This window comes from Streptomyces sp. NPDC040432, assembly GCF_055595445.1.
The window spans coordinates 51,249-75,713 of sequence record NZ_JBVIVP010000012.1; the positions used below are offsets into that span (position 1 = coordinate 51,249).

General features: G+C 73.6%; 25 protein-coding genes. 11 read left to right on the forward strand and 14 right to left on the reverse strand.

Going from position 1 to position 24,465, the window contains the following annotated elements; translation table 11 throughout:
* Positions 1–20 precede the first annotated feature (20 nt).
* The 4 genes from ACZ58N_RS23755 to ACZ58N_RS23770 form a co-directional block, all read right to left on the reverse strand.
* A complete protein-coding gene (locus tag ACZ58N_RS23755) occupies positions 21–479 on the reverse strand; it encodes a response regulator (protein ID WP_471163264.1) in 459 nt (152 codons plus the stop codon).
* Positions 476–2,197 carry a sensor histidine kinase gene (locus tag ACZ58N_RS23760; protein ID WP_471163267.1) on the reverse strand — a complete coding sequence of 574 codons (1,722 nt, stop codon included), beginning with the start codon at positions 2,195–2,197 and terminating at the stop codon, positions 476–478. Before ACZ58N_RS23760 ends, ACZ58N_RS23755 begins: the two co-directional genes overlap by 4 nt.
* Entirely contained in the window at positions 2,194–3,474 is a 1,281-nt protein-coding gene (locus ACZ58N_RS23765; RefSeq protein WP_471163269.1) for a PP2C family protein-serine/threonine phosphatase, read from the reverse strand. The genes ACZ58N_RS23760 and ACZ58N_RS23765 overlap by 4 nt, the downstream gene beginning before the upstream one ends.
* A 111-nt stretch (positions 3,475–3,585) precedes the next feature.
* A complete protein-coding gene (locus ACZ58N_RS23770; RefSeq protein ID WP_471163272.1) occupies positions 3,586–4,788 on the reverse strand; it encodes a PP2C family protein-serine/threonine phosphatase in 1,203 nt (400 codons plus the stop codon).
* Between the two features lie 103 nt (positions 4,789–4,891).
* On the opposite strand from ACZ58N_RS23770, the gene ACZ58N_RS23775 reads away from it, so the two are divergent.
* Positions 4,892–5,389, forward strand: a complete 498-nt coding sequence (locus ACZ58N_RS23775; protein WP_471163275.1) for a MarR family winged helix-turn-helix transcriptional regulator — start codon at positions 4,892–4,894, stop codon at positions 5,387–5,389.
* A 49-nt stretch (positions 5,390–5,438) separates the two neighbouring features.
* Here the strand turns inward: ACZ58N_RS23775 and ACZ58N_RS23780 are convergent, their stop codons facing one another.
* On the reverse strand, positions 5,439–6,803 hold the full coding sequence (locus ACZ58N_RS23780; protein ID WP_471163278.1) for an NAD(P)/FAD-dependent oxidoreductase: 1,365 nt from the start codon (positions 6,801–6,803) through the stop codon (positions 5,439–5,441).
* Between the two features lie 123 nt (positions 6,804–6,926).
* Positions 6,927–7,112 (reverse strand): hypothetical protein, encoded by a 186-nt coding sequence (locus ACZ58N_RS23785; protein ID WP_471163281.1) that lies wholly within the window; start codon positions 7,110–7,112, stop codon positions 6,927–6,929.
* Between the two features lie 435 nt (positions 7,113–7,547).
* On the opposite strand from ACZ58N_RS23785, the gene ACZ58N_RS23790 reads away from it, so the two are divergent.
* Positions 7,548–8,507 carry an SDR family oxidoreductase gene (locus ACZ58N_RS23790; RefSeq protein WP_471163284.1) on the forward strand — a complete coding sequence of 320 codons (960 nt, stop codon included), beginning with the start codon at positions 7,548–7,550 and terminating at the stop codon, positions 8,505–8,507.
* Here ACZ58N_RS23790 and ACZ58N_RS23795 read toward each other — a convergent pair.
* Positions 8,498–9,544: a helix-turn-helix transcriptional regulator gene (locus ACZ58N_RS23795; protein WP_471163287.1), complete on the reverse strand. Its 1,047-nt coding sequence runs from the start codon at positions 9,542–9,544 to the stop codon at positions 8,498–8,500. The genes ACZ58N_RS23790 and ACZ58N_RS23795 overlap by 10 nt on opposite strands.
* Before the next feature lie 180 nt (positions 9,545–9,724).
* Here ACZ58N_RS23795 and ACZ58N_RS23800 point away from each other — a divergent pair, with 180 nt between their 5' ends.
* Positions 9,725–9,910, forward strand: a complete 186-nt coding sequence (locus ACZ58N_RS23800; RefSeq protein ID WP_471163289.1) for a hypothetical protein — start codon at positions 9,725–9,727, stop codon at positions 9,908–9,910.
* Between the two features lie 40 nt (positions 9,911–9,950).
* Here ACZ58N_RS23800 and ACZ58N_RS23805 read toward each other — a convergent pair whose 3' ends face one another.
* Positions 9,951–10,574: a TetR family transcriptional regulator gene (locus ACZ58N_RS23805; RefSeq protein WP_471163292.1), complete on the reverse strand. Its 624-nt coding sequence runs from the start codon at positions 10,572–10,574 to the stop codon at positions 9,951–9,953.
* A gap of 100 nt (positions 10,575–10,674) precedes the next feature.
* Here ACZ58N_RS23805 and ACZ58N_RS23810 point away from each other — a divergent pair, with 100 nt between their 5' ends.
* Positions 10,675–10,860 carry a hypothetical protein gene (locus tag ACZ58N_RS23810; protein WP_471163295.1) on the forward strand — a complete coding sequence of 62 codons (186 nt, stop codon included), beginning with the start codon at positions 10,675–10,677 and terminating at the stop codon, positions 10,858–10,860.
* Positions 10,860–11,165, forward strand: coding sequence for a DUF4190 domain-containing protein (locus ACZ58N_RS23815; RefSeq protein ID WP_471163297.1), 306 nt, complete (start codon positions 10,860–10,862; stop codon positions 11,163–11,165). Before ACZ58N_RS23810 ends, ACZ58N_RS23815 begins: the two co-directional genes overlap by 1 nt.
* Before the next feature lie 35 nt (positions 11,166–11,200).
* Here ACZ58N_RS23815 and ACZ58N_RS23820 read toward each other — a convergent pair whose 3' ends face one another.
* Positions 11,201–11,824, reverse strand: a complete 624-nt coding sequence (locus tag ACZ58N_RS23820; protein WP_471163300.1) for a sigma-70 family RNA polymerase sigma factor — start codon at positions 11,822–11,824, stop codon at positions 11,201–11,203.
* A gap of 77 nt (positions 11,825–11,901) precedes the next feature.
* Between ACZ58N_RS23820 and ACZ58N_RS23825 the strand changes: the two genes are divergently transcribed.
* The gene (locus tag ACZ58N_RS23825; protein WP_471163302.1) at positions 11,902–12,729 is read left to right on the forward strand and encodes an alpha/beta fold hydrolase; all 828 of its coding nucleotides are present in this window, start codon (positions 11,902–11,904) and stop codon (positions 12,727–12,729) included.
* 74 nt (positions 12,730–12,803) lie between these two features.
* On the opposite strand, the gene ACZ58N_RS23830 is transcribed toward ACZ58N_RS23825, so the two are convergent.
* Positions 12,804–13,763, reverse strand: coding sequence for a helix-turn-helix domain-containing protein (locus ACZ58N_RS23830; RefSeq protein WP_471163304.1), 960 nt, complete (start codon positions 13,761–13,763; stop codon positions 12,804–12,806).
* A 103-nt stretch (positions 13,764–13,866) separates the two neighbouring features.
* Here ACZ58N_RS23830 and ACZ58N_RS23835 point away from each other — a divergent pair, with 103 nt between their 5' ends.
* From ACZ58N_RS23835 to ACZ58N_RS23845, 3 genes are all read left to right on the forward strand, one after another.
* A complete protein-coding gene (locus tag ACZ58N_RS23835) occupies positions 13,867–14,895 on the forward strand; it encodes a saccharopine dehydrogenase NADP-binding domain-containing protein (protein ID WP_471163307.1) in 1,029 nt (342 codons plus the stop codon).
* 97 nt (positions 14,896–14,992) lie between these two features.
* Positions 14,993–15,643, forward strand: coding sequence for a hypothetical protein (locus tag ACZ58N_RS23840; protein ID WP_471163310.1), 651 nt, complete (start codon positions 14,993–14,995; stop codon positions 15,641–15,643).
* 43 nt (positions 15,644–15,686) lie between these two features.
* A complete protein-coding gene (locus tag ACZ58N_RS23845) occupies positions 15,687–20,405 on the forward strand; it encodes a HEAT repeat domain-containing protein (protein ID WP_471163313.1) in 4,719 nt (1,572 codons plus the stop codon).
* Here the strand turns inward: ACZ58N_RS23845 and ACZ58N_RS23850 are convergent.
* The gene (locus ACZ58N_RS23850) at positions 20,381–20,875 is read right to left on the reverse strand and encodes a GNAT family N-acetyltransferase (RefSeq protein ID WP_471163316.1); all 495 of its coding nucleotides are present in this window, start codon (positions 20,873–20,875) and stop codon (positions 20,381–20,383) included. The two genes, ACZ58N_RS23845 and ACZ58N_RS23850, sit on opposite strands and share 25 nt — an antisense overlap.
* 168 nt (positions 20,876–21,043) lie before the next feature.
* Between ACZ58N_RS23850 and ACZ58N_RS23855 the strand changes: the two genes are divergently transcribed.
* Positions 21,044–21,568 carry a MepB family protein gene (locus ACZ58N_RS23855; protein ID WP_471163319.1) on the forward strand — a complete coding sequence of 175 codons (525 nt, stop codon included), beginning with the start codon at positions 21,044–21,046 and terminating at the stop codon, positions 21,566–21,568.
* A gap of 23 nt (positions 21,569–21,591) precedes the next feature.
* Here ACZ58N_RS23855 and ACZ58N_RS23860 read toward each other — a convergent pair whose 3' ends face one another.
* From ACZ58N_RS23860 to ACZ58N_RS23870, 3 genes are all read right to left on the reverse strand, one after another.
* Positions 21,592–22,422: a YhjD/YihY/BrkB family envelope integrity protein gene (locus ACZ58N_RS23860; protein WP_471163321.1), complete on the reverse strand. Its 831-nt coding sequence runs from the start codon at positions 22,420–22,422 to the stop codon at positions 21,592–21,594.
* A gap of 201 nt (positions 22,423–22,623) precedes the next feature.
* On the reverse strand, positions 22,624–22,884 hold the full coding sequence (locus ACZ58N_RS23865; protein ID WP_471163324.1) for a DUF4404 family protein: 261 nt from the start codon (positions 22,882–22,884) through the stop codon (positions 22,624–22,626).
* A 121-nt stretch (positions 22,885–23,005) separates the two neighbouring features.
* Positions 23,006–23,824, reverse strand: coding sequence for a DUF6597 domain-containing transcriptional factor (locus tag ACZ58N_RS23870; protein ID WP_471163327.1), 819 nt, complete (start codon positions 23,822–23,824; stop codon positions 23,006–23,008).
* A gap of 63 nt (positions 23,825–23,887) precedes the next feature.
* On the opposite strand from ACZ58N_RS23870, the gene ACZ58N_RS23875 reads away from it, so the two are divergent.
* Positions 23,888–24,460, forward strand: coding sequence for a TIGR03086 family metal-binding protein (locus ACZ58N_RS23875; RefSeq protein ID WP_471163329.1), 573 nt, complete (start codon positions 23,888–23,890; stop codon positions 24,458–24,460).
* Positions 24,461–24,465: the final 5 nt, after the last annotated feature.

Sequence of the window (24,465 nt, forward strand, 5' to 3'; positions counted from 1 at the left end):
CCACTTCCTCTCCTGCGCTTTCAGAATGCCCGGGGCAACTTCACCACGGTGACGAAGAAGTCGTCGATCTGCTGGATCGCCCGGATGAACTGGTCGAGGTCCACCGGCTTGGTCACGTAGGCGTTCGCGTGCAGTTTGTAGCTCCGCAGGATGTCCTCCTCGGCCGCCGAGGTGGTGAGCACGACCACCGGGATGTGGCTCAGGTCCGGGTCCGTCTTGATCTGTTCGAGGACCTGCCTGCCGTCGTACTTGGGCAGGTTCAGGTCCAGGAGGATCAGGTCCGGGCGCGGCGCGCCGGCGTGGTCCCCGCGGCGGTAGAGGAAGTCCAGCGCCTCCAGGCCGTCCCGCACGACGTGCAGGACGTTGCCGATCTTGTTGTCCTCGAAGGCCTCGCGGGTCATGAGTTCGTCTCCCGCGTCGTCCTCGACGAGCAGGATCTCCGCGGGCGCCGTCGCGGGCCCGGAGGTGGGGGTGGTCATCGGCTGGTTCCTTCGTCTACTGCGGAATCGGATGCGGGGGCCGGGTCGCTCGCGGTGGTGTCCGGGGCGAGCACGGGCAGGGTGAACATGATCCGGGTGCCCGGCGTGTGGGCCGTGTCGATCCAGATGCGCCCCCCTGAGTGCTCGACGATCTTCTTGCAGAGGGAGAGCCCGATCCCGGTGCCACCGTACGTCTCCCGGCCGTGCAGCCGTTGGAAGATGACGAACACCTTCTCGGCGAACTCGGCGGGAATGCCGATCCCGTTGTCCGTGACGGCGAAGGTGTGGAATCCGGGTTCCGTCGCGGCCTCGTCGAGCAGCGAGATCTCCACCTGGGGAGCGAGCCCGGGGGAGTGGAACTTGACGGCGTTGGCCACCAGGTTCTGCCAGAGCATGGTGAGGAGCGTCGGATCGCCCAGTACCTCGGGGAGCCGATCCGGCCGGGTGATTTCGGCGGAGTGCTCCTCCACGGCGGCGGCCAGGTTGCGCATGGCCCGGTCGACGGTGGAGTCCAGCGCGACCGTCTCGCGCGCGTCCTGGACCCTGCCCACCCGGGAGAACGCCAGCAGGTCGTTGATCAGCACCTGCATCCGCTTGGCGCCGTCGACGGCGAACGCGATGTACTGGACACCGCGCTCGTCCAGTTGCTGCCCGTAGCGCTTCTCCAGCAACTGGCAGAACGAGGCGACCTTGCGCAACGGTTCCTGGAGGTCGTGCGAGGCCACGTACGCGAACTGCTCCAACTCGGCGTTCGAACGCCGAAGTTCACCTGCCTGGGCGTCCAGCTCCGCAGCCGTGCGGTTCAGCTCCCGCGCGTTGCGCTGCGAAGCCGTCAACTCCTCGACGGTCCGACGACGCATGGCCTCCACCGCGCGGGCGAGCGAGCGCAGGTCGGCCGGCCCGGCCTCGGGGATCTTTCGCTCGAACTCCCCGTCCGCGACCCGCTGGGACGCCGTCCGCACCGAGGCGAGCGGACGCAGGACGCCCACGTGGAGCAGGAACCCGAGGCAGGCACCCGCCAACAGGAACGCCGCCACGATCGCCAGGAGGATCCGGTCGCGCTGGACCCGGGCCTCCCCGAAGGTGGCGCGGGCGTCCGTCTGGACACGGTCCAGCCGTGCCTGCTGCTCCGCGAGCCGCAGGCGCACCTCGTCGAACTTCTCCTTGCCCGCCACGACGGACGGAGGCTCCCCGCCGGCGCGCACCGCGGCGACGGCAGGGGTCGCGAACTCGTCCTGCCAGACGCGCACGGCGTCCTGCACGGCGACCAGATCGGCCCGCACCCCGGCGTTCTCGTTCTGGACCAGCGACAGCCGCTCCGCCGCCCGGCGGCCACTCTCCAGGCCGCGCTCGTACGGCTCCAGGAGGGCCGGGTCGCGGGCCAGGAGGTAGCCGCGGACCCCGGTCTCCTGGTCCAGCAGGGCCGCCTCCAGCCGGAGCGCGTCGCGCTGCGCCGGGAGGATCCCGTCGACGAGCCGGTCGCCCGCCTCGGTGGTGTTCGACAGCAGGGTCGCTCCGACCGCGCCCGTGCCGACGACCATGAGGGCCAGTACGGCGAGGACGGTGGTGAGCCAGGCCCGCAGGCTGGCACCCCCGCGACCGGCCGCGGCGACCGGGACCCCGGCAGGGGGGAGCGCGGCGGAAGGAGGCTCGGTGGGGAGGGGCTCGGTGGGAGCGGCCTCACCGGGAGTGGGGTCGGTTCGTTCTCGGGCGTTCACGAGGGGGTGTTCCATTCGAGGTGGAGTACGGCGACGTCGTCGGCCAGCCCGCCCCAGTCCGCGGCCCGGCCCTGCGCCGCCCGGATGAGGGTGTCGACGAAGGCCTCGGCGGGCAGCCCGGAGTGCCGACGGGCGATGTCGAGGAGGCCCGTCTCGTCGAGGCGTTCGGAGCCGGGGCCCACGCGCCCCTCGATCAGACCGTCGGTGAAGAGCATCACGGCGCCGTCCGGTGCCAGGGGCACCTCGGTCACGGGCCAGTCCGCGCCCCAGCCGGGCATGATGCCGAGGGCGGGACCCCCGGGAACCTCCACGAGGTCGACCCCCGCCGCCGACCTGACCAGGAAGCCGGGGTGCCCCGCGCGCTGCACGGAGATGACGTCGGCGCCGGGAGGACGGGTGACGGCGATGAGTGTGGCGAAGATCTCGGGTCCGGACCGCTCCGCCAGCAGGATCTCCTCCAGGAGCTTGAGCAGTTCCTCGCCCCGAGCGCCCGCCATCACGAAGGCCCGCCACGCCACGCGCAGGCACACCCCGAGGGCGGCCTCGCCCGGCCCGTGGCCCGACACGTCGCCCACCACGGCGTGCGTGGCCCCGTCGCGGGTCTGGACGACGTCGTAGAAGTCCCCGCCGAGGAGCGCCTGGGCGCGGCCGGGCCGGTACCGGGCGACCACCGTGACGGCGTCGTCCAGCAGGAGCGGGGTCGGCAGCAGGCCCCGCTCCAGGCGGGCGTTCTCCTCGGCCCGCAGCTTGCTCGCCTGGAGGGCGACCGCGGCGAGCTCGGTCCGCTTGCGCTGGATCGCGTAGCGGATGGCCCGGACGAAGACGTCGGCCTCCAGGCGGCCCTTGACCAGGTAGTCCTGGGCCCCGGCCGCCACGGCGCCGAGCCCCGCCTGCTCCTCGGACAGCCCCGTGAGGACCACCACCGCGGCCTCGGAGGAGGCCGCCAGCACCTTCGTGAGGCCGTCGAGTCCCTGGGCATCGGGGAGGTGCAGGTCGAGCAGGACGCACTGGGGCGGCTCGGTCTCCAGCCGGGACAGGGCGTCCGACAGGGACCTGGCCCGGCCGAGGCGGAGGTCGACGCCGCTGTCCTCGACCAGCTCCTCGACGAGGAGGGCGTCCCCCTCGTCGTCCTCGATGAGCAGGACGTACGGCGGAAGGCCGCTCCACAGGGCGTGGGACCGGTCCTGCTCGATGGAGGAGGCCGGTGGGGGAGGGCTCGTCGGCCGCGGTGTGCGGCCTGCGGGTTGGGGTGACCCCAGGCCGATCGTGCTCCCCATGGCGCGCCATCCCCTCTCGCCACGGAGCGCGTGCGCCCGGGGGACGCCCGGTTGCGTCGGGGGTGAGCTTAGAGTGATCATTTGCCGTTAGGCAATATTTGAACCGGTCAATTATCCTTCGCGCGACCCGCCCGCCTCCGCGCCCGGCCGTCCGTACCAGTCGAGGCAGACGGCCATGGCGTCGTCCGAGGCCTGGATCTCCTCGCCCCGATGCTCTCCCAGCTCCCCCAGGATCGCCTGTGGCACCTGCGAGGGAGGAAGCAGCCTGGTGTTCATGATGGCCCGGCTCAGCGCGCGCAGACTGTACGGCTCCCCGCCCGGGGACACGACGTCGTAGACACCGTCGCTCAGGAAGAAGAGCCGGTCCCCGGGCAGCACCCGGAACCGCTGGCAGGTGTAGACGGTGTCCTCGAACATGCCGAGCGGCAGCTGCGCCTCCAGGTCGACGGTCTCCACGGTCCCCTGCCGGAGCCGCCAGATCCGGGGCGATCCCGCGTCGATGACCTCGACCTCACCGGTGTCCAGGTCGAAGCGGAGCAGGAGCATGGCGAGGTGCAGGCGCCCCTGGTGCTGGCCGTAGACGGCCTGATCCGCCAGTGAGGCCTGGTCGACGAGGCCGAGACCGCTCCGGCGGGCGTTGCGCACGGCGCTCACGGCGAGGCTGGTCAGCAGGGCCGCGTCGATCCCGTCACCCATGCCGTTGTTCACGGTCAAGGTCAGGTCGTCCGCGGAGGCCGACCAGTCGAAACTGTCGCCGAAGATGGCGTAGGCGGGCTCCAACTGCCCCCCGAGGTCGTACTCGGGCCGGGAGCACGACCGGCCCGGCAGCAACTCCCACTGCATCTCCGCCGCGAGGGTGAGTCGGGTGGCCCGTCTCGCCCGCAGGAAGAGGTCCGTGTCGCGGTCGGCGACGAGGATCTCGTGGCCCAGGGCGTCGGCCACCTCCCGCAGCTCCCCGAGGAGCCGGGGCGCGTACGCGTCCGCCGGGAAGCCCACGCTCAGGACCCCGAGGCGGTCACCCCGTACGCTCACCGGCAGGTGGACGGTAACCTCGGACCCCCGGCTGACGACGTGGGCCTCCTGCGAGCCGAAGGCCCGTCCCGGAGCGCTCGTGCGAACCGACACGGACTCGGCCGTGTCCGGCCGGTCGGTGACGGGCCGCAGGCTGGTCAGGGCGTAGTCCGCCATCAGCAGTTCGGCGTGCGCACGATAGCGGCCGGCCAGGAGACCGCGGACCTCTTCGAACACCTCGTGCGGCGCGGCGCGCCTCAGAGCGCCCGCCACTTCGCCCTCTACTTCGTCGGGTCGTGCCACCGTCCTGGATCCTGCCTCTCCTGGGAACTGTTTAGATGGGGGAGCCACCAAGCCGCCGGGTCCGCCCGCAGGGGCAGCTCGTACGTCCGGTAGGGAGTGTCACATGAGTCAGGGCCCCAGCCCCTCCCCACGCGCCCCGTCGGCGGTCGCGGGGATGAGCGATCTGATCGAGCTGCTGGAAGTCGTCTGGGAGCGGGGCCGCGACACGGTGTGCGCGCCGCCCGTCTCCTCCTCCCAGGCCAGGGTCCTCTTCCTGATCGAGCGGAACGAGGAGATCAACCTGCGGACGCTCGGCGAACTGCTGGGAGCGGCGGCGCCCTCGGTGACCCGGCTCTGCGACCGGCTCCAGGCCGCCGGGTTCCTCGAACGGCACACGCGCCCCGACGACCGCCGCGAACTGCGACTGGAGCTGACGCCCGCCGGGCGCAAGTACCTCGACGAGCTGCGGGCCCGCCGGGAGGCCGCCCTGACGGAGGCGATGGCCACCATGCCGGCGGCCTCCCGCGCCGCCCTGGCCGTCGGCCTGGCCGACTTCCACATCGCCGTCGCCGGACCGTTGCGGCTGGCGCCCCCGCGCAGCCCGGCGGCCCGGAGCGCCTGACCGCGCGCCGCGTCCACCGGGCTGAAGCCGGCTCGTTCCGCCGCGGCGGTCAGCCCGCGGCGCTCAGGCCCTCCGTGTGCTCCCGTACCTGCGCCGGCGTGAGGTAGCGGTCGGTCCGTTCGAACTCCCGCAGCGTGGGCGGCCTCGCCGACTGGAAACCGGTGCGCACGAAGTCGTCCCCGGCGACGGCGTTGAGCAGCCAGTTGGTCATCACCCGGGTCTTGGCCACGTTCGTGCGCAGCGCCGTCCAGTGGTACCCCCTCGCCACCGCCTGGGCCGCGACGCCGCGCAGCGGGATGCCGAGCGGCTTGGACACGGCGTCGGTGCCGCCGAGGTCGACCACCAGGCCGAGGTCCTTGTGCACGTACGGCCGCAGCGGCTGCCCGCGCAGCGAGGCGATCACGTTGTCGGCCAGCGTGCGGCCCTGCCGCAGGGCGTGCTGCGCGGTCGGCGGGCAGATCGAGCCGCTCCCGCCCTTGGCGAGGTCGGGTACGGCCGCCGCGTCACCCAGGGCGAAGACCCCGGGCGCGTTCGGGACGGTCATCTCCGGGGTCACCACCAGGCGCCCCCGCTCCGTCTCCGCGTCCATGGTGCCGATCAGGGGACTGGCCGCCACGCCGGCCGTCCAGATCAGGGTGCGGCTCGGCAGGACGCGCCCGTCGGTCAACGTCAGCTCCTCGGGCCCGGCCTTGGCGACGCTCACCCCCAACGACACCTGGATGCCGCGGCGCCGCAGGATGTCCAGCGCCGCCTGCCCCAACGAGTCGCCCAGTTCGGGCATCAGCCTGGGCGCCATGTCCAGCAGGTGCCAACTGATCTGTCGCCGGTCCAGCCTCGGGTAGCGCTTCACCGCGTGGTCGGTCAGCCGCTGGAGGCACGCGGCCGTCTCGGTGCCGGCGTATCCACCGCCGACCACGACGAAGCAGAGCCTGGCGGCCCGCTCCGCCTCGTCCTGGCTGGCGTCCGCCAGGTCGAGTTGGGCGATGACGTGGTCGCGCAGGTACGCGGCCTCCGCGAGGGTCTTCATGCCCCGCGCGTGCTCCAGGAGCCCGGGGATGTCGAAGGTGCGGGTGACGCTGCCGGGCGCCAGCACGAGGTGGTCGTACGCGTGGTCGGTCACCTCGCCGGTGATCTTGCGGACGATGCAGACCTTGGCCCGGGTGTCGACGCCGATGGCCGTCCCGGGGACGATCCGGGTCCGGTGCCGGCTGCTGCGGCGCAGGGAGACCGCGATGGACTGCGGCGTCAGGACGCCGGAGGCCACCTGGGGGAGCAGGGGGAGGTACAGCTGATAGGAGTTCGGGGTGACCACGCAGATGTCGACCTCGTCGGGGGACAGCCTGCGTTCCAGACGGCGTACGCATTCCACCCCCGCGAAGCCTGCGCCCACCACGAGGATCCTCTGTCGTGTCACGGTTCGCGTCCTTTCTCGGAGCAGCCGGGTCACCTGCCCGCCTGCCCAGTCCGGCGGCGTTCAGCTGCCGGGTCGCGCCACGAACGCCGGGGCGGGCACGGGACCCGCCGCGACGGGGGCGGTTCAGCCGATGACACGGCCGTCGACGATCCGCGCGACGGGCTCGTCGCTGAACCAGTAGTCGCCGGCCGCCGTCGGACGCGGGCCGCGACCGGCCTCGCGGGGCAGCCGGAGGGTCACGGCACGGGTGTCGCCGGGCAGGACCACGGTGATGGCCGTGGGGTCCTCGTACTGCTGTCGTTCCGGCACGCTGTGCTCCTTGGGAAGGCGGGACACACCCGACAATCACTCCGTGTGTGGTTCCAGTGTGCAGCGTGTGACTTTCCGTGTCAGCTTGGAGACCTCACCGCCGGCACATCGAGGAGACGCCGATGGGAGTCAGGAACCACGCGCTCACCGACGACACCGTCGAGGACGCCCCGCGTCGCGACGACATTTCCCTCGACGAGCCCGAGGAGGGTGTGCAGGACCCCGACGCCGCCCTCTGAGGCGGCCCCGAACCGGGTGCCCGGCCGGCGTCGACCACCCGGCCGGGCATCCGCTCCGCCGTACGCCCGTTCCGCCGCGCATCCCGCCCGCCGGGGCCTGCCGCTCCCTCGGATCGGCGGCGCCGCGGCCGTGCACCGGATGAAAGTCCTGGAAAAGGTGACGTGATCTGTCACCTTTGGCGTTCATCGTGGTGACATGCAGACCCACACGGACACCCAACCCACCGACGGACGAGGCCCGCTCGGCGGCCGGATCGCGCTCGTCGCCGGCGCCACACGCGGAGCGGGACGGGCGCTCGCCGTCGAACTCGGCCGCGCGGGCGCCACCGTCTACGTCACGGGCCGCACCACCCGCGAGCACGTCAGCGAGGTGGGCCGGACCACGGAGACCATCGAGGAGACCGCGGAACTCGTCACGGCGGCCGGCGGCGCCGGCATCGCCGTCCCCACCGACCACCTCGACGAGGACCGCGTACGCGCCCTCGTCGCACGCATCGACCGCGAACAGGGGCGGCTCGACATCCTCGTCAACGACCTCTGGGGCGGCGAACACCTCCTCACCGGATCGGTCTTCGGCAAGAAGAGCTGGGAGACGCCGCTCGCCGACGGTCTGCGGATCCTCGAACTCGGCGTGCGCTCGCACGTGATCACCGCGGCGCTCACCCTCCCGCTCCTGGTCCGTTCGGACGGGCCGCTGCACGTGGAGGTCACCGACGGCACCGCGGTCTCCAACCGCCGCTACCGCGAGAACCTCTACTACGACCTCGCCAAGAACGCCCCGATCCGGATCGCCTTCGGACTCGGTGAGGAACTCGCGGAGTACGGGGGCACGGCGGTCGCCGTGACCCCGGGCTTCCTGCGTTCGGAGCAGATGCTCGCCCATTTCGGCGTGACCGAGGAGAACTGGCGCGACGCCGTCGCGCGGGAACCCTCCTTCGGCATCGCCGAATCCCCGCACTACCTCGCCCGCGGCGTCGCCGCGCTCGCGGCCGACCCGGACCGGGCGGCCCGCTGGAACGGGAAGTCCACGTCCAGCGGCGAACTCGCCAGGACCTACGGCGTGGTCGACGTGGACGGCAGCCGGCCGGACGCCTGGGCGTACTTCGAGGACGTCGAGTACGGCGGCGGGGACGGATCGCCCGACGACTACCGCTGATCATCCGGCTCCGCGCCGTACAGCGCGGCGAGGGCCCGCGCGTGCTCGCGGAAGCGGGCCCGCAGGCCCTCCGGGGCCAGCACCTCGGCGTCGGCGCCCAGTTCGACGAGCGTGGCGAACGCGACGTCCTCGGACTCGACCGGCAGGTCGAGCGTGACGCGCCCGACGGGATCGGGCGCGCCCGCGGCGGCCAGTGCCTCGCCGATGCCCGCCGGGTCCGCCACGGCCGGCAGTCGGCGCAGACCGTGTTCGGTCAGGCGCAGGGTGACGGTCGTGCGCAGCAGCGCCCGGGCGAAGGCGGCCGAGTGGGCCCGCCAGTGCGCGGCGAGGTCGAACGACGGGTCCCGGAGGAAGGGTGCGCCGGGATCGTCGCCCGCGGCGTGCGGGGCGTCGGTCAGCGCCGTGACGCGGTCGACGCGGTAGGTGCGCCAGGAATCGGCGACCGGACCCGGCGCCGGGACGCGACCCACGACGTACCAGACGCCCGCCTTCAGGACCAGCCCGTACGGCTCCAGCGGGCGGGTCACCGTGCGGGGCGGTGCGCCGTCCCGGCCCGGCCGGGCATAGGTCAACTCGACGGTGCGGTCGGACCACACGGCGCGGGCCAACTCCGGCAGCAGTTCCGGTGCGGAGGGCTCCCGGAACCAGGCCGGCGCGTCGAGGTGGAAGCGGCGCGTCGATGACTCGGCCGCCGCCCGCAGCGACGGCAGCATGGTGGCCGACAGCTTCAGCCGCGCCGTGTCCGCGGCGTCCGACAGCCCGAGATCGCGCAGGGCCGTGGGCAGGCCCGAGAGGTAGAGCGTCTCCGCCTCGGTGGGATGGAGCGTGGTGAGCCGGGTCCGGTGTCCCGGCGCCAAGTGGTAGCCGCCGGACCGGCCGCGCTCGGACCGGATGGGCACACCAGCCTCCTGCAGGGCCTGCGCGTCGCGGATCACGGTGCGCTCGGAGACCTCCAGTTCCCGCGCGAGGGCGGCGGCGGTCAGGCCGGGGCTCGACTGGACCAGGAGGGCCATGCGGATGAGGCGGGCGGCGCGCATGCACCCATGATCGTGGACCGGGAAGCCCTGCGGCACGCCCGGCGCCGGCGCGTCCGGGAGGGACGGACGCCGAGGGCGGGACGGGCCGTGCGCGGTCGGGTGCGCCGCGCGCCGCATGGGTCGCGTCGTCGGGGGCACACGGGTGGCAGTGACCGTCGGTCGGTGAGGGAGGTGGCGGCGATGCGCCGTACGAAGGTGTTGGAGTCCTTTCCCGCCGGTGATCCGTACGGCAGTTGGCCGGCGGAGGAGTACGCGGCCCGCTGCCGGTCCCGGGGCGAACGCGCGAGCGTCGTGATGGACCTGGAACGGGACGCCTTCCTCGTCGTCGCCGTCGACCTGGACGCGGCGGAGGCCGCTGCCGCGTAACGGACCGCCCCGGGTTGTCGCCGGGGCGCCTCCGCCCGGCTCATTCCACCCAGTGCAGGCGCCCCCGGTGGATCAGCCGGAGCTGGCCGCGGGCCGTGTCGGTGACGGCCGCCCAGTCCTCGCCGCGCAGTGAGGCGGCCAGGCACGCCGAGGCCGTCATGAACATGTGGTCCACGAGGAGCCGGGACAACATGATCAGGTCCTCGGCGCTCCAACCCGAACTGATCGGGTCCGCCGCGAGCGCGGACCCGATCTCGCGCGCGAAGCCGTCGAGTTGTCCGGCGATCGACTCCCGCACCGCCGCGACCCCGCCGTGCCGCTCGCGGACGAGGAAACGTACGTGCGCCGGCCGGCTGCGGACCAACTCGGCGACGAGACGCACCGCGTCGTCGCCGCGCCTGTCCGCGTCGGCGGCCGGGGCGAGGATCTCCCGCACCGTCGCGTGCAGGCTGGCCAGCGCCTCCTCGACGAGCGCGATCCCGAGTTCGTCCATGTCCCGGAAGTGGCGGTAGAAGGCCGTGGGGGTGACACCCGCCGCCCGTGTCACCTCCCTGAGCCCGAGGCTGCCGAGACTCTGCTCCTCCAACTGCGACAACGCCGCGTCGAGGAGGGCGCGTCGGGTGCGGCGGCGGCGGGCCTCGCGGACACCGGTGTTCTGGCTCATGACGACAGTCAATCGCGTCACAGTCGCCGCCCGCCGGCTTGAGGGCCACTGAACCGGGTAGTCAGTGAACAACTGTTACCTGAAAGTAGGAGGAACTCTCGTGCTCTTCCTCGTAGCCGCTCTGCTCGTCATGGGCGTCGCCCTGGGGGCCGTGGCCCACGTGCCGGTGCCGGTCGGCCTGGTCGCCGGCCTCGCGATCGCCGGCTGGCTCGCCCTCTTCGCCGCACGCGAACGCCTGTCGGGCCGCCGTACCGGCCGACCCGACCACCATCGGGGAGGCCTGTGATGGACACGGACACGCGAACCACCGTCGGGAGCCCCGAGCGGGGCCGCCCGCCCCGCCGCACCGGCGCCCGAACCCGTGACGCCGACGCGATGGCCGTCACCGCCTTCGTGCTCGGCCTGGCCGGGCTCCTCGTCATGAACCTGATTCTCGGCCCGACCGCCGTCGTCCTCGGCTCCCTCGCGCTGTGGCGGAACACCGCGCGGCCCGCCCGCGCCCGCCTCGGCATCGCCCTGGGCGTGGCCGACCTCGTGATCCTGGCCGCCCTGGTCACCGCCGACGACACGTGGTCCTGGAGCCTGGGCTGACCCGTGGCGCCCCGGGCGTGATTCACACCCGTGGCTCAGGCGTCGTTCCTGAGCCGGTCGCGCTGGATCTGACGCGCGAGCGCCCGGCGCACCGGGGCCGCTGCGGGGGAGGCGGCCCGCGAAGGAACGTCCAGGCCGCGCGAGATCTCGTCGTACGCGGCCCGGTACGCGCCCGTGGCGCCCTGCCGGGGGAGCGTCAGGTCCTCTTCGAGGAGGCGCCGCAGCTCGTCCACGCTCTGGGGCGTGAACCGCTTCCTGCCCCGGGCGATGGCGTTGACGTGGCGCGTGCAGCGCGCCGCCTCGAAGGTCTCCGCGACCTCTTCGGCGAGGCCCCACAGTCGCCCTTCCAGCCACGGGACGTCGTCCTGGTCGAGGTCGAGCCCCACCGCGGGTTCCGGCCCGTCCGCCGCGTACTTCGTCACCTGCTTGGACACGGCGGGTTGGCTCATGTCCGTGAGGCGGGCGATCCTTTCCTGCGTCCAGCCGAAGCCGACGAACAGTTTGATCATCTCGGAGCGCAGTTTGCGCATCTCCTCGCCGGCGCGGATGACCGCGTTCATCTCGGCGAGCATCCGCTCGGCCTGCTGCTCGGTCAGGGCCCCGGGCTGTGGGTCCGTCCGCCCGCTCGTCCGCGGGTCCGGGTGTGCTTCGCCTTCCATGAGTCGGTTATACACCCCCGCGCCGCGCTTCATAACCAGGTTGTACAACCTGGTTGTTGCCGGCAGGATCCAGCGCCATGCCCACCTTCACCGCACCCGACGGAACCCTCCTCGCCCACCGCACGCACGGCTCCGGCACCCCGGTCGTCTGCCTCCCGGGAGGCCCCGCGGACTCCCGCTACCTGGGCGACCTCGGCGGCTTGTCCGCCCACCACCTACTGGTCGTCGCGGACCTCCGCGGCACCGGCCGGTCCGAGGTTCCCGACGACACCTCCTCCTACCGCTGCGACCGCCTGGTCGACGACGTGGAGGCCCTGCGCGAACACCTGGGCCTGCCCCGGATGGATCTGCTCGGCCACTCCGCCGGCGCGAACGTGGCCGTGCAGTACGCGGCCCGGTACCCGACACGCGTCGGCAGGCTCGCCCTGATCGCCCCCAGCACCCGGGCGGTGGGCATCCCGATCACCGGCGAGATGCGACGGGAGCTCGCGGGGCGCCGGAGCGACGAACCCTGGTTCCCGGCCGCGTTCGCCGCGTTGGAGGCGATCACCCGGGGTGCGGACGCCGATTGGGATGCCGTCGCCCCCTTCTTCCACGGCCGCTGGGACGCCGAGGCGCGCGAGCACCACGAGACCGCCCTGCCGACCAACGCGGAGGCCGTCGCCCTCTTCGGCGCGGAAGGGGCCTTCACGCCGGAGGCGACGCGTGCTGCCCTCGCCGACTGCCGGATTCCCGTGCTGCTGCTCGCCGGCGAGTTCGACCTGAACAGCCCGCCCGCGGCGGTGGCCGCCTTCGCGGGGCTCTTCCCCGACGCCGTGTTCGTCCAGCAGCCCGGAGCGGGCCACCACCCCTGGGTGGACGATGCCCGCCGGTTCGCCGCCACGGTCGCGGACTTCCTCGCCTGACGATCCTCCGGAGCCGCTCCCTCGGCCCGGGCGCCTGCGGGCCGCTGCGCAACCGCGGCACTGCGGTTCCGCCGTCACTCCGCGCCGACCGGCCGCCTCCGCGAGCGGAAGGTGCGCCGGTAGGTGTCCGGAGGAACGCCGACCGTACGGTGGAAGTGCCGGCGCAGCGTCGTGGAGGTGCCCATGCCCACGGCCTCCGCGACGGCGTCGACGCTCTCGTCGGTGGTCTCCAGCAATTCCTGCGCTCGGCGGATGCGTTGGGTCAGCAGCCATCGCAGCGGGGTCGTCCCCGTCGCCACCTTGAAGTGCCGGCCCAGGTTGCGCGAGCTCATCCGGGCGCGACGGGCGAGGTCCTCCACGGTGAGCGGGCGGTCGAGCCGTTCGATCGCCCAGGGGAACAGATCGGCGAGCGGGTGATCGTCGCGGGCGGGCACCGGGGTGCTGACGAACTGGGCCTGGCCGCCCGCCCGGTGCGGTGGCACGACCAGGCGGCGCGCGACCGCGTTCGCGACCGCCGAGCCGTGGTCGAGGCGGACCAGGTGCAGGCACAGGTCCATCGCGGCCGCCTTGCCCGCCGAGGTGAGCACGCTGCCGCCGTCCACGTAGAGCACATCGGGGTCCACCTCCACCCGGGGGTACCGGGCGGCCAGGACCCGGGTGTGCGCCCAGTGCGTGGTCGCGCGTCGGCCGTCCAGCAGCCCGGCGGCGGCCAGCACGAACGCGCCCGTGCACAGGGACGCCACCCGCGCGCCCGCATCGTGGGCGGCGCGCACCGCGTCGACGAGCTCGGCGGGCGGGTCCACGTCGACATCGGCCCAGCCGGGGACGATCACCGTGTCGGCGCGGGTGAGCCCGTCGAGGCCCCGATCGGGTTCCAGCCGGAACCTGCCGAAGCGCACCGGGCCCGGCCCGCAGACGGTCACGTCGTACGGAGCGTCGGTCGGGCCCGTGGAGTCGGCGCCGAAGACCTCGTGGGCCACGGCGAGTTCGAAGTGCAGCATTCCGTCGGTGACGGCCAGCGCGACAGTAGCCATGTCCGAAAGTGTACGGGCGACGGCGTTCCGGACACTGGTGGCGAGTCACCGCCGAGGAAAGAATGTTGAGAGTTGAACGAGCGAGGACGAGTGGGAGAACGCGATGGGATCGAGTCGGGCCGTGGCGGTGTTCGGCGCCTACGGGCACACCGGGCGCTTCGTGGTGACGGAGTTGCTGAACCGGGGGTTCCTCCCCGTCCTGACGGGGCGCGACGCGGTCGAACTGCGGGCCTTGGCCGCCTCCGCCCCGGGGCTCGACGTCCGGCCGGCATCGGTGGACGACCCGGCCGCTCTCGACCGCGCGCTGGCCGGGGCGGCAGCCGTCATCAACTGCGCCGGGCCCTTCGCCTCGACGGCCGCGCCGGTGATCGAGGCGGCACTCCGCGCCCGGATCCCGTACGTGGACGTGGCCGCCGAGATCGAGGCGAACCTCGACACGTTCGCCCACTTCACGGACCGGGCCACCGCCGCGGGCACCGTGGTCATCCCCGCGATGGCCTTCTTCGGCGGCCTCGGAGACCTGCTCGTCACCGCGGCGATGGGCGATTGGACGACGGCCGACGAGGCGCACGTGGCGTACGGCCTCAGCGGCTGGCAGCCCACCGCCGGCACCCGCACCGCGGGCGCGGTGTCCCGGGAGCGCCGGGGCGGCCGACGCGTCGTGTACGCCGACGGGCGGTTGCAATACCGCGACGACGCCCCGCCGACCCTGAAGTGGACCTTCCCCGAACCCATGGGGGTCCGGTCCGTGATCGGGGAGTTCACCATGGCCGACGTCGTCACCGTCCCCAGCCACCTGGCCATCCCCGAGGTGCGCACCTACATGACGGTCGAGGCGGCGCGCGACCTGGCGGCGCCGGAAACACCGGCGCCGGCCGCGATCGACGAACACGGGCGGTCGGCGCAGACGTTCCTCGTCGACGCCGTCGTCCGCTCGGCCGGCCGGGAACGACGCGCGGTGGCGACCGGCCGCGACATCTACGCAGTCAGCGCGCCGCTGGCGGTGGAAGCGCTGCACCACGTGCTCACGGGCCGCACCAGGACGGTCGGCGTCGTCTCCGCCGGCGCGGCCTTCGACGCACCCGCCTTCCTCCGCGCCCTGTCCCCGCACATCACCGTCGAACTGCGATGAGGGGGGCGGTCGGTCGAGCAGCGCCCGGGGAACGGGGGACCACCGGCCGACGCGGCATACTGCTGACGGTCGGGCGACGAGTCGGGAGGCGACCACGGTGACCACGTTCGGGGAACACCTGAGGGAACGGACGGTGGAGGCACTGGCCGGGTTCCCCCCTGCGGGCGACGCCGGCACGTACGCCGTCACGTTCCGCCTCGACAGCGTCGACCAGGATCCCCGGTTCCCCTACCTCGCGCTCGGTTACGTCACCGAGGGCGAGGTGGGCCACGGCACCGACGGGGCCGGACCCGAGGACCGGTGGGAGGCCCGCTGGAGCTACGCCTACTTCCCGCCGTCCGGCCTCGAAGGCATCCGGGTCCTCGGGCACGACCCCGAAGCGGACCCCCGGGGAACCGAGTTGTACCGACGGGAGGTGGAGGAGGCCGAGGCGCGGGCCGGAGGGGCGGAAGGGATCGAGGGGCTGTGGGACGACGAACCCTCCGAGGACCCAACGGACTCCGGGCACGCCGGCGACACATGGGACGAGCGGGCCGAGCGGCTCCGGTCCGCGTTCCGTGACCTGTGCCTGGGCCTCGCCCGGGACCTGCACGACGGCGGCCACCTGACGAAGGCCCTGGGGCGGGCCGTGCCCGTGATCCTCTACGACATGTTCGACCCGGACGACATGTTCACGATGACCCGCGCCGCCAACCCGCCGGCCCTGATCACCGAATTCCTGTCCGGCGAGGTACCGGACGCACCCTGAATTCCGCTGGTGGGACCGTACCCCCCACGACTAGCATCCGACGATGATCACGCCGGAGGACAAGCAATTCCAGGACGCGGTGCGCCGGGCCGACACCGGTTGGCTCGCAGACCGGCTCGACCCCAGGTTCTGCACGCCGGGCGTCCTCGGACCACTCCTCCGACACGAGGATCCGCGCCTGCGACATCTGGGGCTCGTCCTGCTCGCCGAGCGCGTCACCTCCGGCAGCCCGGCCGGTGAGCGGGAGACGGCCGAGTTCGCGCGGCTGGTGCCCGCCTCGCCGGACGGCCCGCCGGAAGCCGCGCTCCTCCTGGCACGACTCCACGAACGACTGTGGACCCACCTGCCGGCCTCCCGCCGGCCGCCATGGCGCAGCGCCGAGCTGCCCGCCCGGGTACGGATCGCCTGGCTGCGCGCCGAACTCCTGAACGACCCCACCGTGCTCCGCCACGAACCCGTCGGCGAACCGCTCCACCAGGCCGTACGGGAAACGACCGCCCTCGCCGCCCACCGGCCCGAGCACCTGTTGAACGAACTGATGGCGACCGGTGACCCCGCCTGCCACGCCGAGGTGCTGCGCCTGGCCCGGGAGGGACTGCACGCCGGACTGCTGGCCCCCGCACTGGTCCGCGCCCACGCCATCGGCCTGCTCGACGCGGCCGGCCCGGCCGTCGTGGCCGACGCACTGGGCGAACTCGCCCAGCCATGGGCGGCGTCGGAACCCCTGCCGGCAGGACTGCTGTCCCCGCTGCTCGCCGCCGACCCGGTGGCCGCCCGCCCCGAGGTGGCGGCCGCCGCGCTCACGGCCGCCGCGCACCACGGACACCGCTCCCTGCTCCGGCAGGTCGTCGACGATCCGCGGCTGCCGGCGGGTCTGCGCCGGCGCGGGATGGAACTGCTCGGCGATCTGGCCGAGCGCGGCGACATCGGCGCGTTGACGGCCGTCGCCACTCAGGACCCGCTGCTGTTCGGCGGGCCCGCGCTGACGTGCCTGCGCGGACTCCACCGGCGCGGCCACTTCCCGGACGTCCCCCACGTCGCGCCCATCCTCGACCTGGCACTGGCCGATCACTCGATCCCACCGCACGACGTCGCGACGATCCTCTTCACCACCCGACAGGCGACGTTTCGGGCCCTCGTGGACGCGCCCGCCGACGATCCGAGCTGGCCGCGCCGGCTCGCCCTGCTGGTCGCCCTCGCCGGACAGGGCACGGCGGACCTACCGATCGGGGACGCGATCACACGGGCCCTGTCGGCGGCCCCCGCACCCGGCCCGTTCCTCCACGCCATCCGCGCACTGCGGCACACCGCCGCCGAGGACGCCGTGATCGCCCTCCTGCCGGCAGCACCCGCGGCGGCCCTGGACGCCCTGGAGGCCATCGGCGGGCACGGTACGGCAGCCGCGTTGCGGGAAGGCCTCGGACTCGTCACGGAGGAGGGCGGCGCGGGCGTGATCGCACCGCACCTGCGTCCCGTCCGCAACCGTGCCCTGGAAATCCTGTGGCACCTGACCGACGATCCGGCGCAGCGGCGCGCCCTCCTCGTACGGCTCGATCCCACCGACCTGCCCGCCCGAGTGGCGTCGGACCTCGGCGGCCCGGACGAGCAGGAGCTGGCGGTCCTGAGCTCCCACCCGGACCCGGACGAACCGGTGGTGGCCCTGTGTCGACTGGCCGCCCACGGCAGCGCCGCGACCCTGCCGGTCATCGCCGACCTGCTGCTCCGCGTCGTGACGGACCTGGCGGCGCGGCCGGAACCCGGCGCGAGCCCCGCCCCGCGACCCGGGAACGGGGAGCGGGCCGGGGAGCCGGTGGTGCCCCAGGAAATCCTGGAGGCCTTGAAGGGCCTGGGCCGCCGGCTCCACGAGCGGGGACGGATCAGGCCGTCCTGCCTGCTCGACGCGGCGGACGCCGTGGAGGCCGGACACGCGCTCGTCGCGACCACGGCCCTGGACCTGCTGGACCGGCCCGGACTGTCGGGCGCCGAGCAGGCCGTCCTGTGCGAACTCCTGCTCCGCGTCCCCTGGGCGGGCACCCGCGCGAGGGCGCACCGCCTGCTGCGCCACCCGGACCGGCACGTGCGCAAGCACGTCATCGCCCTGTTCGCCCGCGACAGCACGGGGGACGACGCACAGGCCCTGTCGGCGTCACTGATCGCGCTGACCACCGCCCAGGACATCCAGACCGTCCGGCAGGCACTGCGCGCCCTCGGGCACGCGGGGGCCCGCTGGGCCTCCCCGGCGATCGCCGCACGCCTCGGCCACCCCAACATGAACGTCAAGAAGACCGCCGCCGCGGCCCTGGTCCGCGCGGGCGCGCCCGCAGCGGTACCGGCACTGCTCCGCGCGCTGGGGCGCCACGACAATCCGGGCCTGCGGGGCACGCTCGTCGAGGCACTCCGCGCCGTCCTCGGTGGCGCCCACCCGGCGGCCGTCCTCGCAGCCGCCGAACGCGTCACGGACGAACGCGTCCGCGAACGACTGCTGGAGGCACTCGACGCCGGCTTGCCGGCGCGCTCGGTCCTCGCCCTGCACGAACAGGCGTCCCCGGTCGCACCGTCGCTGCTCGCCCTGCTGGCATCCGGCCGACTCTCTCTCGCGTCCGGGTCCGTCGAGGACCTCGCGCCGGCCATGGCGGAGCACGGGATCGTCCGACCCACCACCCCGGGGCCGTTCGCGCGCCGGGGAACGGATCCCGACGTCGCCTCGCTGACGGAAGCGGGCTGGGATCCGTTCGTCGCGCTCCGGATCGCCGGGAGGAGCGAGCTGCCGCACCCCGCTCGGCTGAGCGGGCTGCGGCCCCTGCTGACGGACTGGCTTCGCCTGGCCGGCGCCGAACCCACGGTCCGGGGCCGGGTCCTGCGCCTCGTCCTCCGGTTCTGCACCGCACCGTGGACGACGGACGAACTGACCGTGTTCGCCCGCTTCACCGACGTCCTCCTCGACGGGCTCACCGGGGCCGCGACCACCCGGCGCGAGGACCTCGTCGAGGGCCTCGTCGACGACCTCCTCGCACTGCTCGAAGCCATCGCTCCGACGCTGCCCCCGGCCGAGCGGCCGGCGGTCGTCGAAGTCGTGCGCGCGCTGCCCGCAGTCCCCGGGCGGAGCCGCTCCACCCTGCCCCTGCTGCGCGGCCTCGGCGCCGTCCTGGTCCGGGCCGACCTCGACCGGGCCCTCGCCGCGGCCCGGCTCGACCCCGACCCCCGTCAGGCCGTGACCGCCGTCCTCAGGGACGCGTTCGCCGTCCCGCACCAGCCCCCCACGGCCACCGGGCCGGCCGCTGCCGGATCCGCGACCCAGGACGGGCCCCGGCAGGACGGGGAGGAGTGGCGCGCCGCGCTGCTCGCCGCAGCGCGCACGCCGGCCACCCTGGAGGAGTTCCGCCGCGCCGACGCCCCCGACGGCACCCCGCCCCACCGCGTCGCGGACTCCAGGGACCGCCTCACCGCGCTGATCGACGTCCACGCCTTCGCCGGCCCCGGAACCCGCGCAGCCCTCATCGACTGGATGACGGACCTCCAACCCCTCGACACACCGCCCTGGACCATCACCGAGACCGTCCACGCGCCGACCCCGCCACCGCGCACCGTGCACGCCGACGACCTCGACCAGCCCCGATCGACCGCCCAACGGGACCGCCTGCTGGCGATGCTCCGGGCGCCCGCGCCGGACAGCCGGCGCACAGCGGCCCTGGCGCTCCTGCGGTGGCCCGAGCCCGAGGCCCGGATCGTCGTGCTCCGCGCGTTCCTGCGCGGCCGGGTCGACGTACCGGTCGGCGCCGACCTCGCCCGCGACCTGCCCGCCCTCACCGCGACGGAACTGCGTGAGGACGGCATCCTGCACGACCGGGTGGCGGCCGTGGCGGCCCTGCTCGACCCGGACGACCTGGACCCCCTCGTTCCGCTGCTGTTGGAATGGTGGGAGTCCGACCCGCCGCTCACCGGCGCCGCAGCCGCCCTCGCCCTGCGACGGGCCCACGCGGACGCACTGGCCGAACGCCTCGCCCCCCGCCTCGACGCAGGCGCCCGGGGACTCCTGGACCTGCTCCGCGAACGCCCCCTGCTGCGCACCCCCGCCCTGACACGGACCCTCCGGCGACTGCGCGCCGAGGGACGCGACGACCTGGCCGACGGGCTGCTCCTCGTCGACGGCCCGCTGCGCGGACCGGACTCGGCGCACCAGGACGCCACCGCGATGGCCGCGCTCCGCGACCGGACCCCGCCCACGTCGTCCGCGACGCCACAACTCCCTTCGCGGCAGGAGCTGTTCGACCAGGCCCGCGGCGGGGACCCGGCACGCGTACGTCGAGCGCTCACCCTCCTGTCCGACGGACACGACGGCCCGGAGCCGGACCGGGATCCCGAACTGCGGAGGTTGATCGATGAGTTGCTCCGCCACCCCAGGACCGGGGTCCGCCTGCACGCCCACCGGACCTCGCGGGCCCTACTGGACCGGCCGACCCACCTGCACCACACGTCCTTCCTGCTCGACGACCCCCGCCCGGATCTGGTGCGGACCGCCATCCGCACGCTCTGCCACGCGAGGTGGCTCCCCGCGATCCCCGCGGTGACCGGTTTGCTGGAGCACTCCCACCCCGTCGTGCGCAGGACCGCGGCGGACGGGCTGGCCGCCGTGGGCACGCCGGCGATCCCCGCTCTGCGACACGCCGTCGGCCGCGCGCGCCCCGACAAACGGCCCCTCTACGAGGAGGTCCTCGACCGCGTCACGGCCGCCGGGCATCAGGCTCCGGGAGTCATGTCGTAGGTCACCCACATGGTCCGAGCGGCCACCCGGTCGTACTTCGACCTCGCCCGGTGGTTGTCGTCGGCGGTGATCCACCGCACGACGCTCCAGCCGCGCTCCACCGCGATCTCGCGGAGCGCGCCGAGCAGCAGGTCGGCGGCGCCCGAACCGCGGTGCTCGGGCGCCACGAACAGGTCGTCGAGGAAGCCGCCCACGGTCGCCGACAACGGCCGGGCGAAGGGGCGGTAGTGGGCGAGGCCGAGGAGCCGGCCTTCGGCGTCCTCGGCGACGAGCGCCTCGACCTCGTGCCCGGGGTCGTTCACCCATGCCCACACGGTCCGGGCCGCCTCCTCGGTCTGCTCCACCCGGTAGAAGTCCGCGTACCCGCGGTACAGGGCCCGCCACTGCGGGAAATCCTCGGGCCGGACGGCTCGGACGGCGATGCGGGACATGTGCGGGACTCCCTGGTCGGAAACTCGGGTACGTGCCATCGATCATCCTTCGGACGGTCCGCCGCCGAACGCGCCGCAGTGTCGAAAGGGCGGCCCTGGGATCACCCGCATGGACAGGTGACGGATCCGCCACGCAGTGCCGGGCCGTACCGGTCGAACGTGCCCGGGCGGTTCGGGGCCCGGGGAACCGGATGGCAGGATGTGGGGATGCTGTCGAACCAACCCTGGTCAGGGCTCCACGACGACTTGGCGGAGGCGAAGGCACGGGTGTACGACCCCGCCGGCTTCACCTGCTCGCGGCCGGTGGCCGAACCGGAGGGCGTCGAGTACGCGGCCCACCGCTTCACGCTCGACGGCTTGGCGGTCCGGTTCCGGGCGGCCAGGACGACCCCGACGAAGGTCGGCCAGTTCGTCACCGTGTGGCAGCGATCCGAGGAAGGCCCGATCCGTCCCTTCGACACCGCCGACGGTATCGATCTCGTCGTCATCAGCAGCCGTGACGGCGCCCGCTTCGGACAGTTCGTCTTCCCGCGGGAGGTGTTGTGCGAGCGCGGCGTCATGTCCCGCGACGGCACCGGAGGCAAGCGGGGCTTCCGTGTCTATCCGCCCTGGGTGACCACGAGCAACCGCCAGGCAACCGGCACGCAGAACTGGCAGGTGAACCACTTCCTGCACCTCGGACACGAAGGCGCCGTCGACACCGGGCGCGCCCGTACCCTGTACCACCCGTAGGAGTCCACCGGTCGTCCCGCCGGTCAGCCCCGGACGTGCGCCCCGGGATCCGCCGGCCGTTGCAACACGTCGTGGAGCAGCCGGCCGAGGAGGGCGCCGCCGAAGACGACGACGCCGATGCCGACGAGCCAGGACTGGATGACGAGGACGGTTCCGAACGGGCCGTACGTCACGGCGCTGGACGCGATCAGCGGCGAGAAGACGAGCCGGGAGAACACCCGCAGCCCGAACAGTCCGAGCATGGTGGCCACCGCGCCGGGCAGCAGGGCCCTCCAGGGGACCCTGCCCGCGAGGAGCAGCCGCTGCGACCACCAGAAGAACAGGATGCCGATCAGGACACCGGCGAAGCCGCGGGCGGGGGAGTCGAGCCAGGATGGCGTGAACGCCGACAGGTACAGCACGCCGATCAGCGCGGCCAGCCACAGGACGTGTCGCCACCGGGCCCACCACTTCGCCGGCGGCAGGTCCCAGACCCTTTCGTAGCCGCTCTGCATCACGGTGCCGAAGGACAGACCGAAGACCGCGAGCAGGGCGAGACCGAACGCCGTGGTGGTCCGCCACGCCTGGCCGGGAAGGGCGAAGAGACGTTCGATCTCCAGTGTGGCGGGCTCCGAAACCCCGAGTCCGTCCCCGAGCCACTGGGCGAACCCCTGCCCGCCGGCGGTGTCCGCCGCCGATACGACGATCAGCAGCGGTACCAGCGTCAGGAACCCGAGGGCGGCGAACCCCAGCGAGCGCTGCCACAGTTCCAGGTCCCGCACGCGCCCCCAGTGCCGGCCGGCCCGTGTCCGGCGGACCGTGCTGCGGATCCGAGCGAGCGGGGACGGTTGCCCGGGCCCCTCAACCCCGGTCATCACGGTCGGGGGCGCCCGCGAGCCCCGGTCCGCAGGGCCCGACGGTTCGGCGCCGGTGGGTCGGTATGAGGTCCATGGCCGCTCCAGCTGCTGCTGTTCCCACGGTAGGACGTGCCGAGGGGGAACTCCACCGGCGCGGGCCCCGGCGGATGCCGCGCGTGGTGGCCCGGACGCCGGCCCCGTCGTACGGCGGCAGTGGGCTCAGATCCCGATGTTGGCCAGGCTGACGCCGAGGTTGCGCAGGGCGGCCGCCAGGGCCGGGTGCTTGACCTCGAACTTCTCGGCGCTGTGGTTCAGCGACTCGCCGACACCCGGGTGGGCGGCCTCCCGGTCCGCCTCCAACCTGTCCAGCAGGGACTCCAGGTGCTCGCGCTCCTCCGGGGACAGGCGGGACTCCGAGGCCCGGAGTTCCGCGCGCAGGGCCTTCAACTGCTCGTCCGTCGCCATCACGTGGTCCGACACGGTGTCTCCTCATCGTTCGCCGCCCGTCCAGGGGCCGGTCCCCGGGTCGGCTACCGCTCGCATGCCCCGTCGCGGGGCGCGCACGCGCGACGGGGCCCGTGTGGATCAACCCCCGTGCCGATCACGAGGCGGTGGTCAGTGCCTGGGCGTACGCCGTGGGCGGTACCCCGACCCGGGCGGTGAAATCGCGGACGAGGTGGGCCTGGTCGCTGTAGCCCAGTTCCACGGCGAGTTCCGCCCAGTCGGTCGTCCGACCGGTTTCCGCGCGCTCCAGCGCCTCGTGGATGCGGTAGCGCAGGATGGCCCACTTCGGGCTGACACCGACGTGGCCGGCGAACAGCCGCTGGAGCGAGCGCACCGAGAGACCGACCGCCTCGGCGAGTTCGTCGACGCGGCGAACGGACCGGTCCCGGCGGACCCGGTCCGCCACGGCCATGGCGCGCTCCGCCAGTGCGTCGGGCGCGGGGGCCAGGGAGAGCAGGAACGCGTCGAAAGCGGCAACGCGAGCGTCCTGCGACGGCGCCCCCAGCACGGCACCGGACACCGTCGCGGACCCCGGGTACACCTCCGGGAGGGGCAACCGGAGCCCCGTGAGGTCGGAGACCGGGCGGCCCGGAAGGAACGGACGGAAGCCGCCCGGCCGGAACTGGGCCCCGCACACCCGCCCCCGCCCGCGGAGCTTCCGCGTGAAGAGGCCCAACCCGACCCCCGCGACCTCGCCGGCGTCCCCGCCCTCCTCGTCACGCTGGAAGACGATGTTCACGCAGGGGTGGGGAACGACCTGCGCCTCGTACGGCTCCGTGAGGTCCCAGTCGATCAGCCAGTAGTGCTCCACGTAGGGGCGCAGGGCCTCGGCGGGTTCCAGACGCTGGAACCGGACGCGCGCGAACAGGTCGGACGCGGCGACGATGCCACGGCTGTCGGTGCGCGGGGGAGCCATGGGCCGATCGTATGTCGCGTTCCTTCAAGCCGTCATCGGGATGCCCCGCCTACCCTCGCCCCCATGAACGAAAAGATCAGCGACCTGCTCGAAGCGGCCTCCGCCGGGGCGTCGCGCGTCGTCCACGACGTCGACGACCGGCAGCTCGGAGCGCGGACGCCGTGCGACGCGTACGACGTGGGCGCCCTCCTCGACCACCTCTTCCACGTGGTGATCGGATTCCGGGCGCTCGCGGCCCGGGAGCAGGCGGACTTCACGCACACCCCGCACTACCTGGACGGGGGCTGGCGCGACCGGTTCGACGTGGAGACGGCGCGGCTCGTCGAGGCGTGGGCGGTGCCGGGCGCCGACGAGGGAACCACGGGCACGATGAACCTGCCGGCCCGGACGGTCGGCTCGATGGTCCTCCTCGATCTGACCGTCCACGTGTGGGACCTGGCCCGCGCGACGGGCCAGGACTTCGTACCCGATGAGGAAGGCGTCCGCGCCCTGGACGTGCTGGTGACGGAGATGGGTCCCACCGCCCGGCAGATGAAGATGTTCGCGGATCCGTTCCCGACACCGCCCGGGGCGACGGCCTTCGAGGCTCTGCTCGCGGCCACGGGCCGGGATCCGCACTGGACGCCCGACCGGTAGGCCCG

Coding starts and splice junctions, on each gene's coding strand:
- ACZ58N_RS23795 (WP_471163287.1), bottom strand. CDS start 9,544: ATGCGCGCCGCCCGCCTCATCCGCATGGCCCTCCTGGTCCAGTCGAGC.
- ACZ58N_RS23855 (WP_471163319.1), top strand. CDS start 21,044: ATGCTGTCGAACCAACCCTGGTCAGGGCTCCACGACGACTTGGCGGAG.
- ACZ58N_RS23805 (WP_471163292.1), bottom strand. CDS start 10,574: ATGAGCCAGAACACCGGTGTCCGCGAGGCCCGCCGCCGCCGCACCCGA.
- ACZ58N_RS23870 (WP_471163327.1), bottom strand. CDS start 23,824: ATGGCTCCCCCGCGCACCGACAGCCGTGGCATCGTCGCCGCGTCCGAC.
- ACZ58N_RS23755 (WP_471163264.1), bottom strand. CDS start 479: ATGACCACCCCCACCTCCGGGCCCGCGACGGCGCCCGCGGAGATCCTG.
- ACZ58N_RS23875 (WP_471163329.1), top strand. CDS start 23,888: ATGAACGAAAAGATCAGCGACCTGCTCGAAGCGGCCTCCGCCGGGGCG.
- ACZ58N_RS23790 (WP_471163284.1), top strand. CDS start 7,548: ATGCAGACCCACACGGACACCCAACCCACCGACGGACGAGGCCCGCTC.
- ACZ58N_RS23815 (WP_471163297.1), top strand. CDS start 10,860: ATGGACACGGACACGCGAACCACCGTCGGGAGCCCCGAGCGGGGCCGC.
- ACZ58N_RS23775 (WP_471163275.1), top strand. CDS start 4,892: ATGAGTCAGGGCCCCAGCCCCTCCCCACGCGCCCCGTCGGCGGTCGCG.
- ACZ58N_RS23765 (WP_471163269.1), bottom strand. CDS start 3,474: ATGGGGAGCACGATCGGCCTGGGGTCACCCCAACCCGCAGGCCGCACA.
- ACZ58N_RS23860 (WP_471163321.1), bottom strand. CDS start 22,422: ATGACCGGGGTTGAGGGGCCCGGGCAACCGTCCCCGCTCGCTCGGATC.
- ACZ58N_RS23825 (WP_471163302.1), top strand. CDS start 11,902: ATGCCCACCTTCACCGCACCCGACGGAACCCTCCTCGCCCACCGCACG.
- ACZ58N_RS23800 (WP_471163289.1), top strand. CDS start 9,725: ATGCGCCGTACGAAGGTGTTGGAGTCCTTTCCCGCCGGTGATCCGTAC.
- ACZ58N_RS23820 (WP_471163300.1), bottom strand. CDS start 11,824: ATGGAAGGCGAAGCACACCCGGACCCGCGGACGAGCGGGCGGACGGAC.
- ACZ58N_RS23850 (WP_471163316.1), bottom strand. CDS start 20,875: ATGGCACGTACCCGAGTTTCCGACCAGGGAGTCCCGCACATGTCCCGC.
- ACZ58N_RS23830 (WP_471163304.1), bottom strand. CDS start 13,763: ATGGCTACTGTCGCGCTGGCCGTCACCGACGGAATGCTGCACTTCGAA.
- ACZ58N_RS23835 (WP_471163307.1), top strand. CDS start 13,867: ATGGGATCGAGTCGGGCCGTGGCGGTGTTCGGCGCCTACGGGCACACC.
- ACZ58N_RS23845 (WP_471163313.1), top strand. CDS start 15,687: ATGATCACGCCGGAGGACAAGCAATTCCAGGACGCGGTGCGCCGGGCC.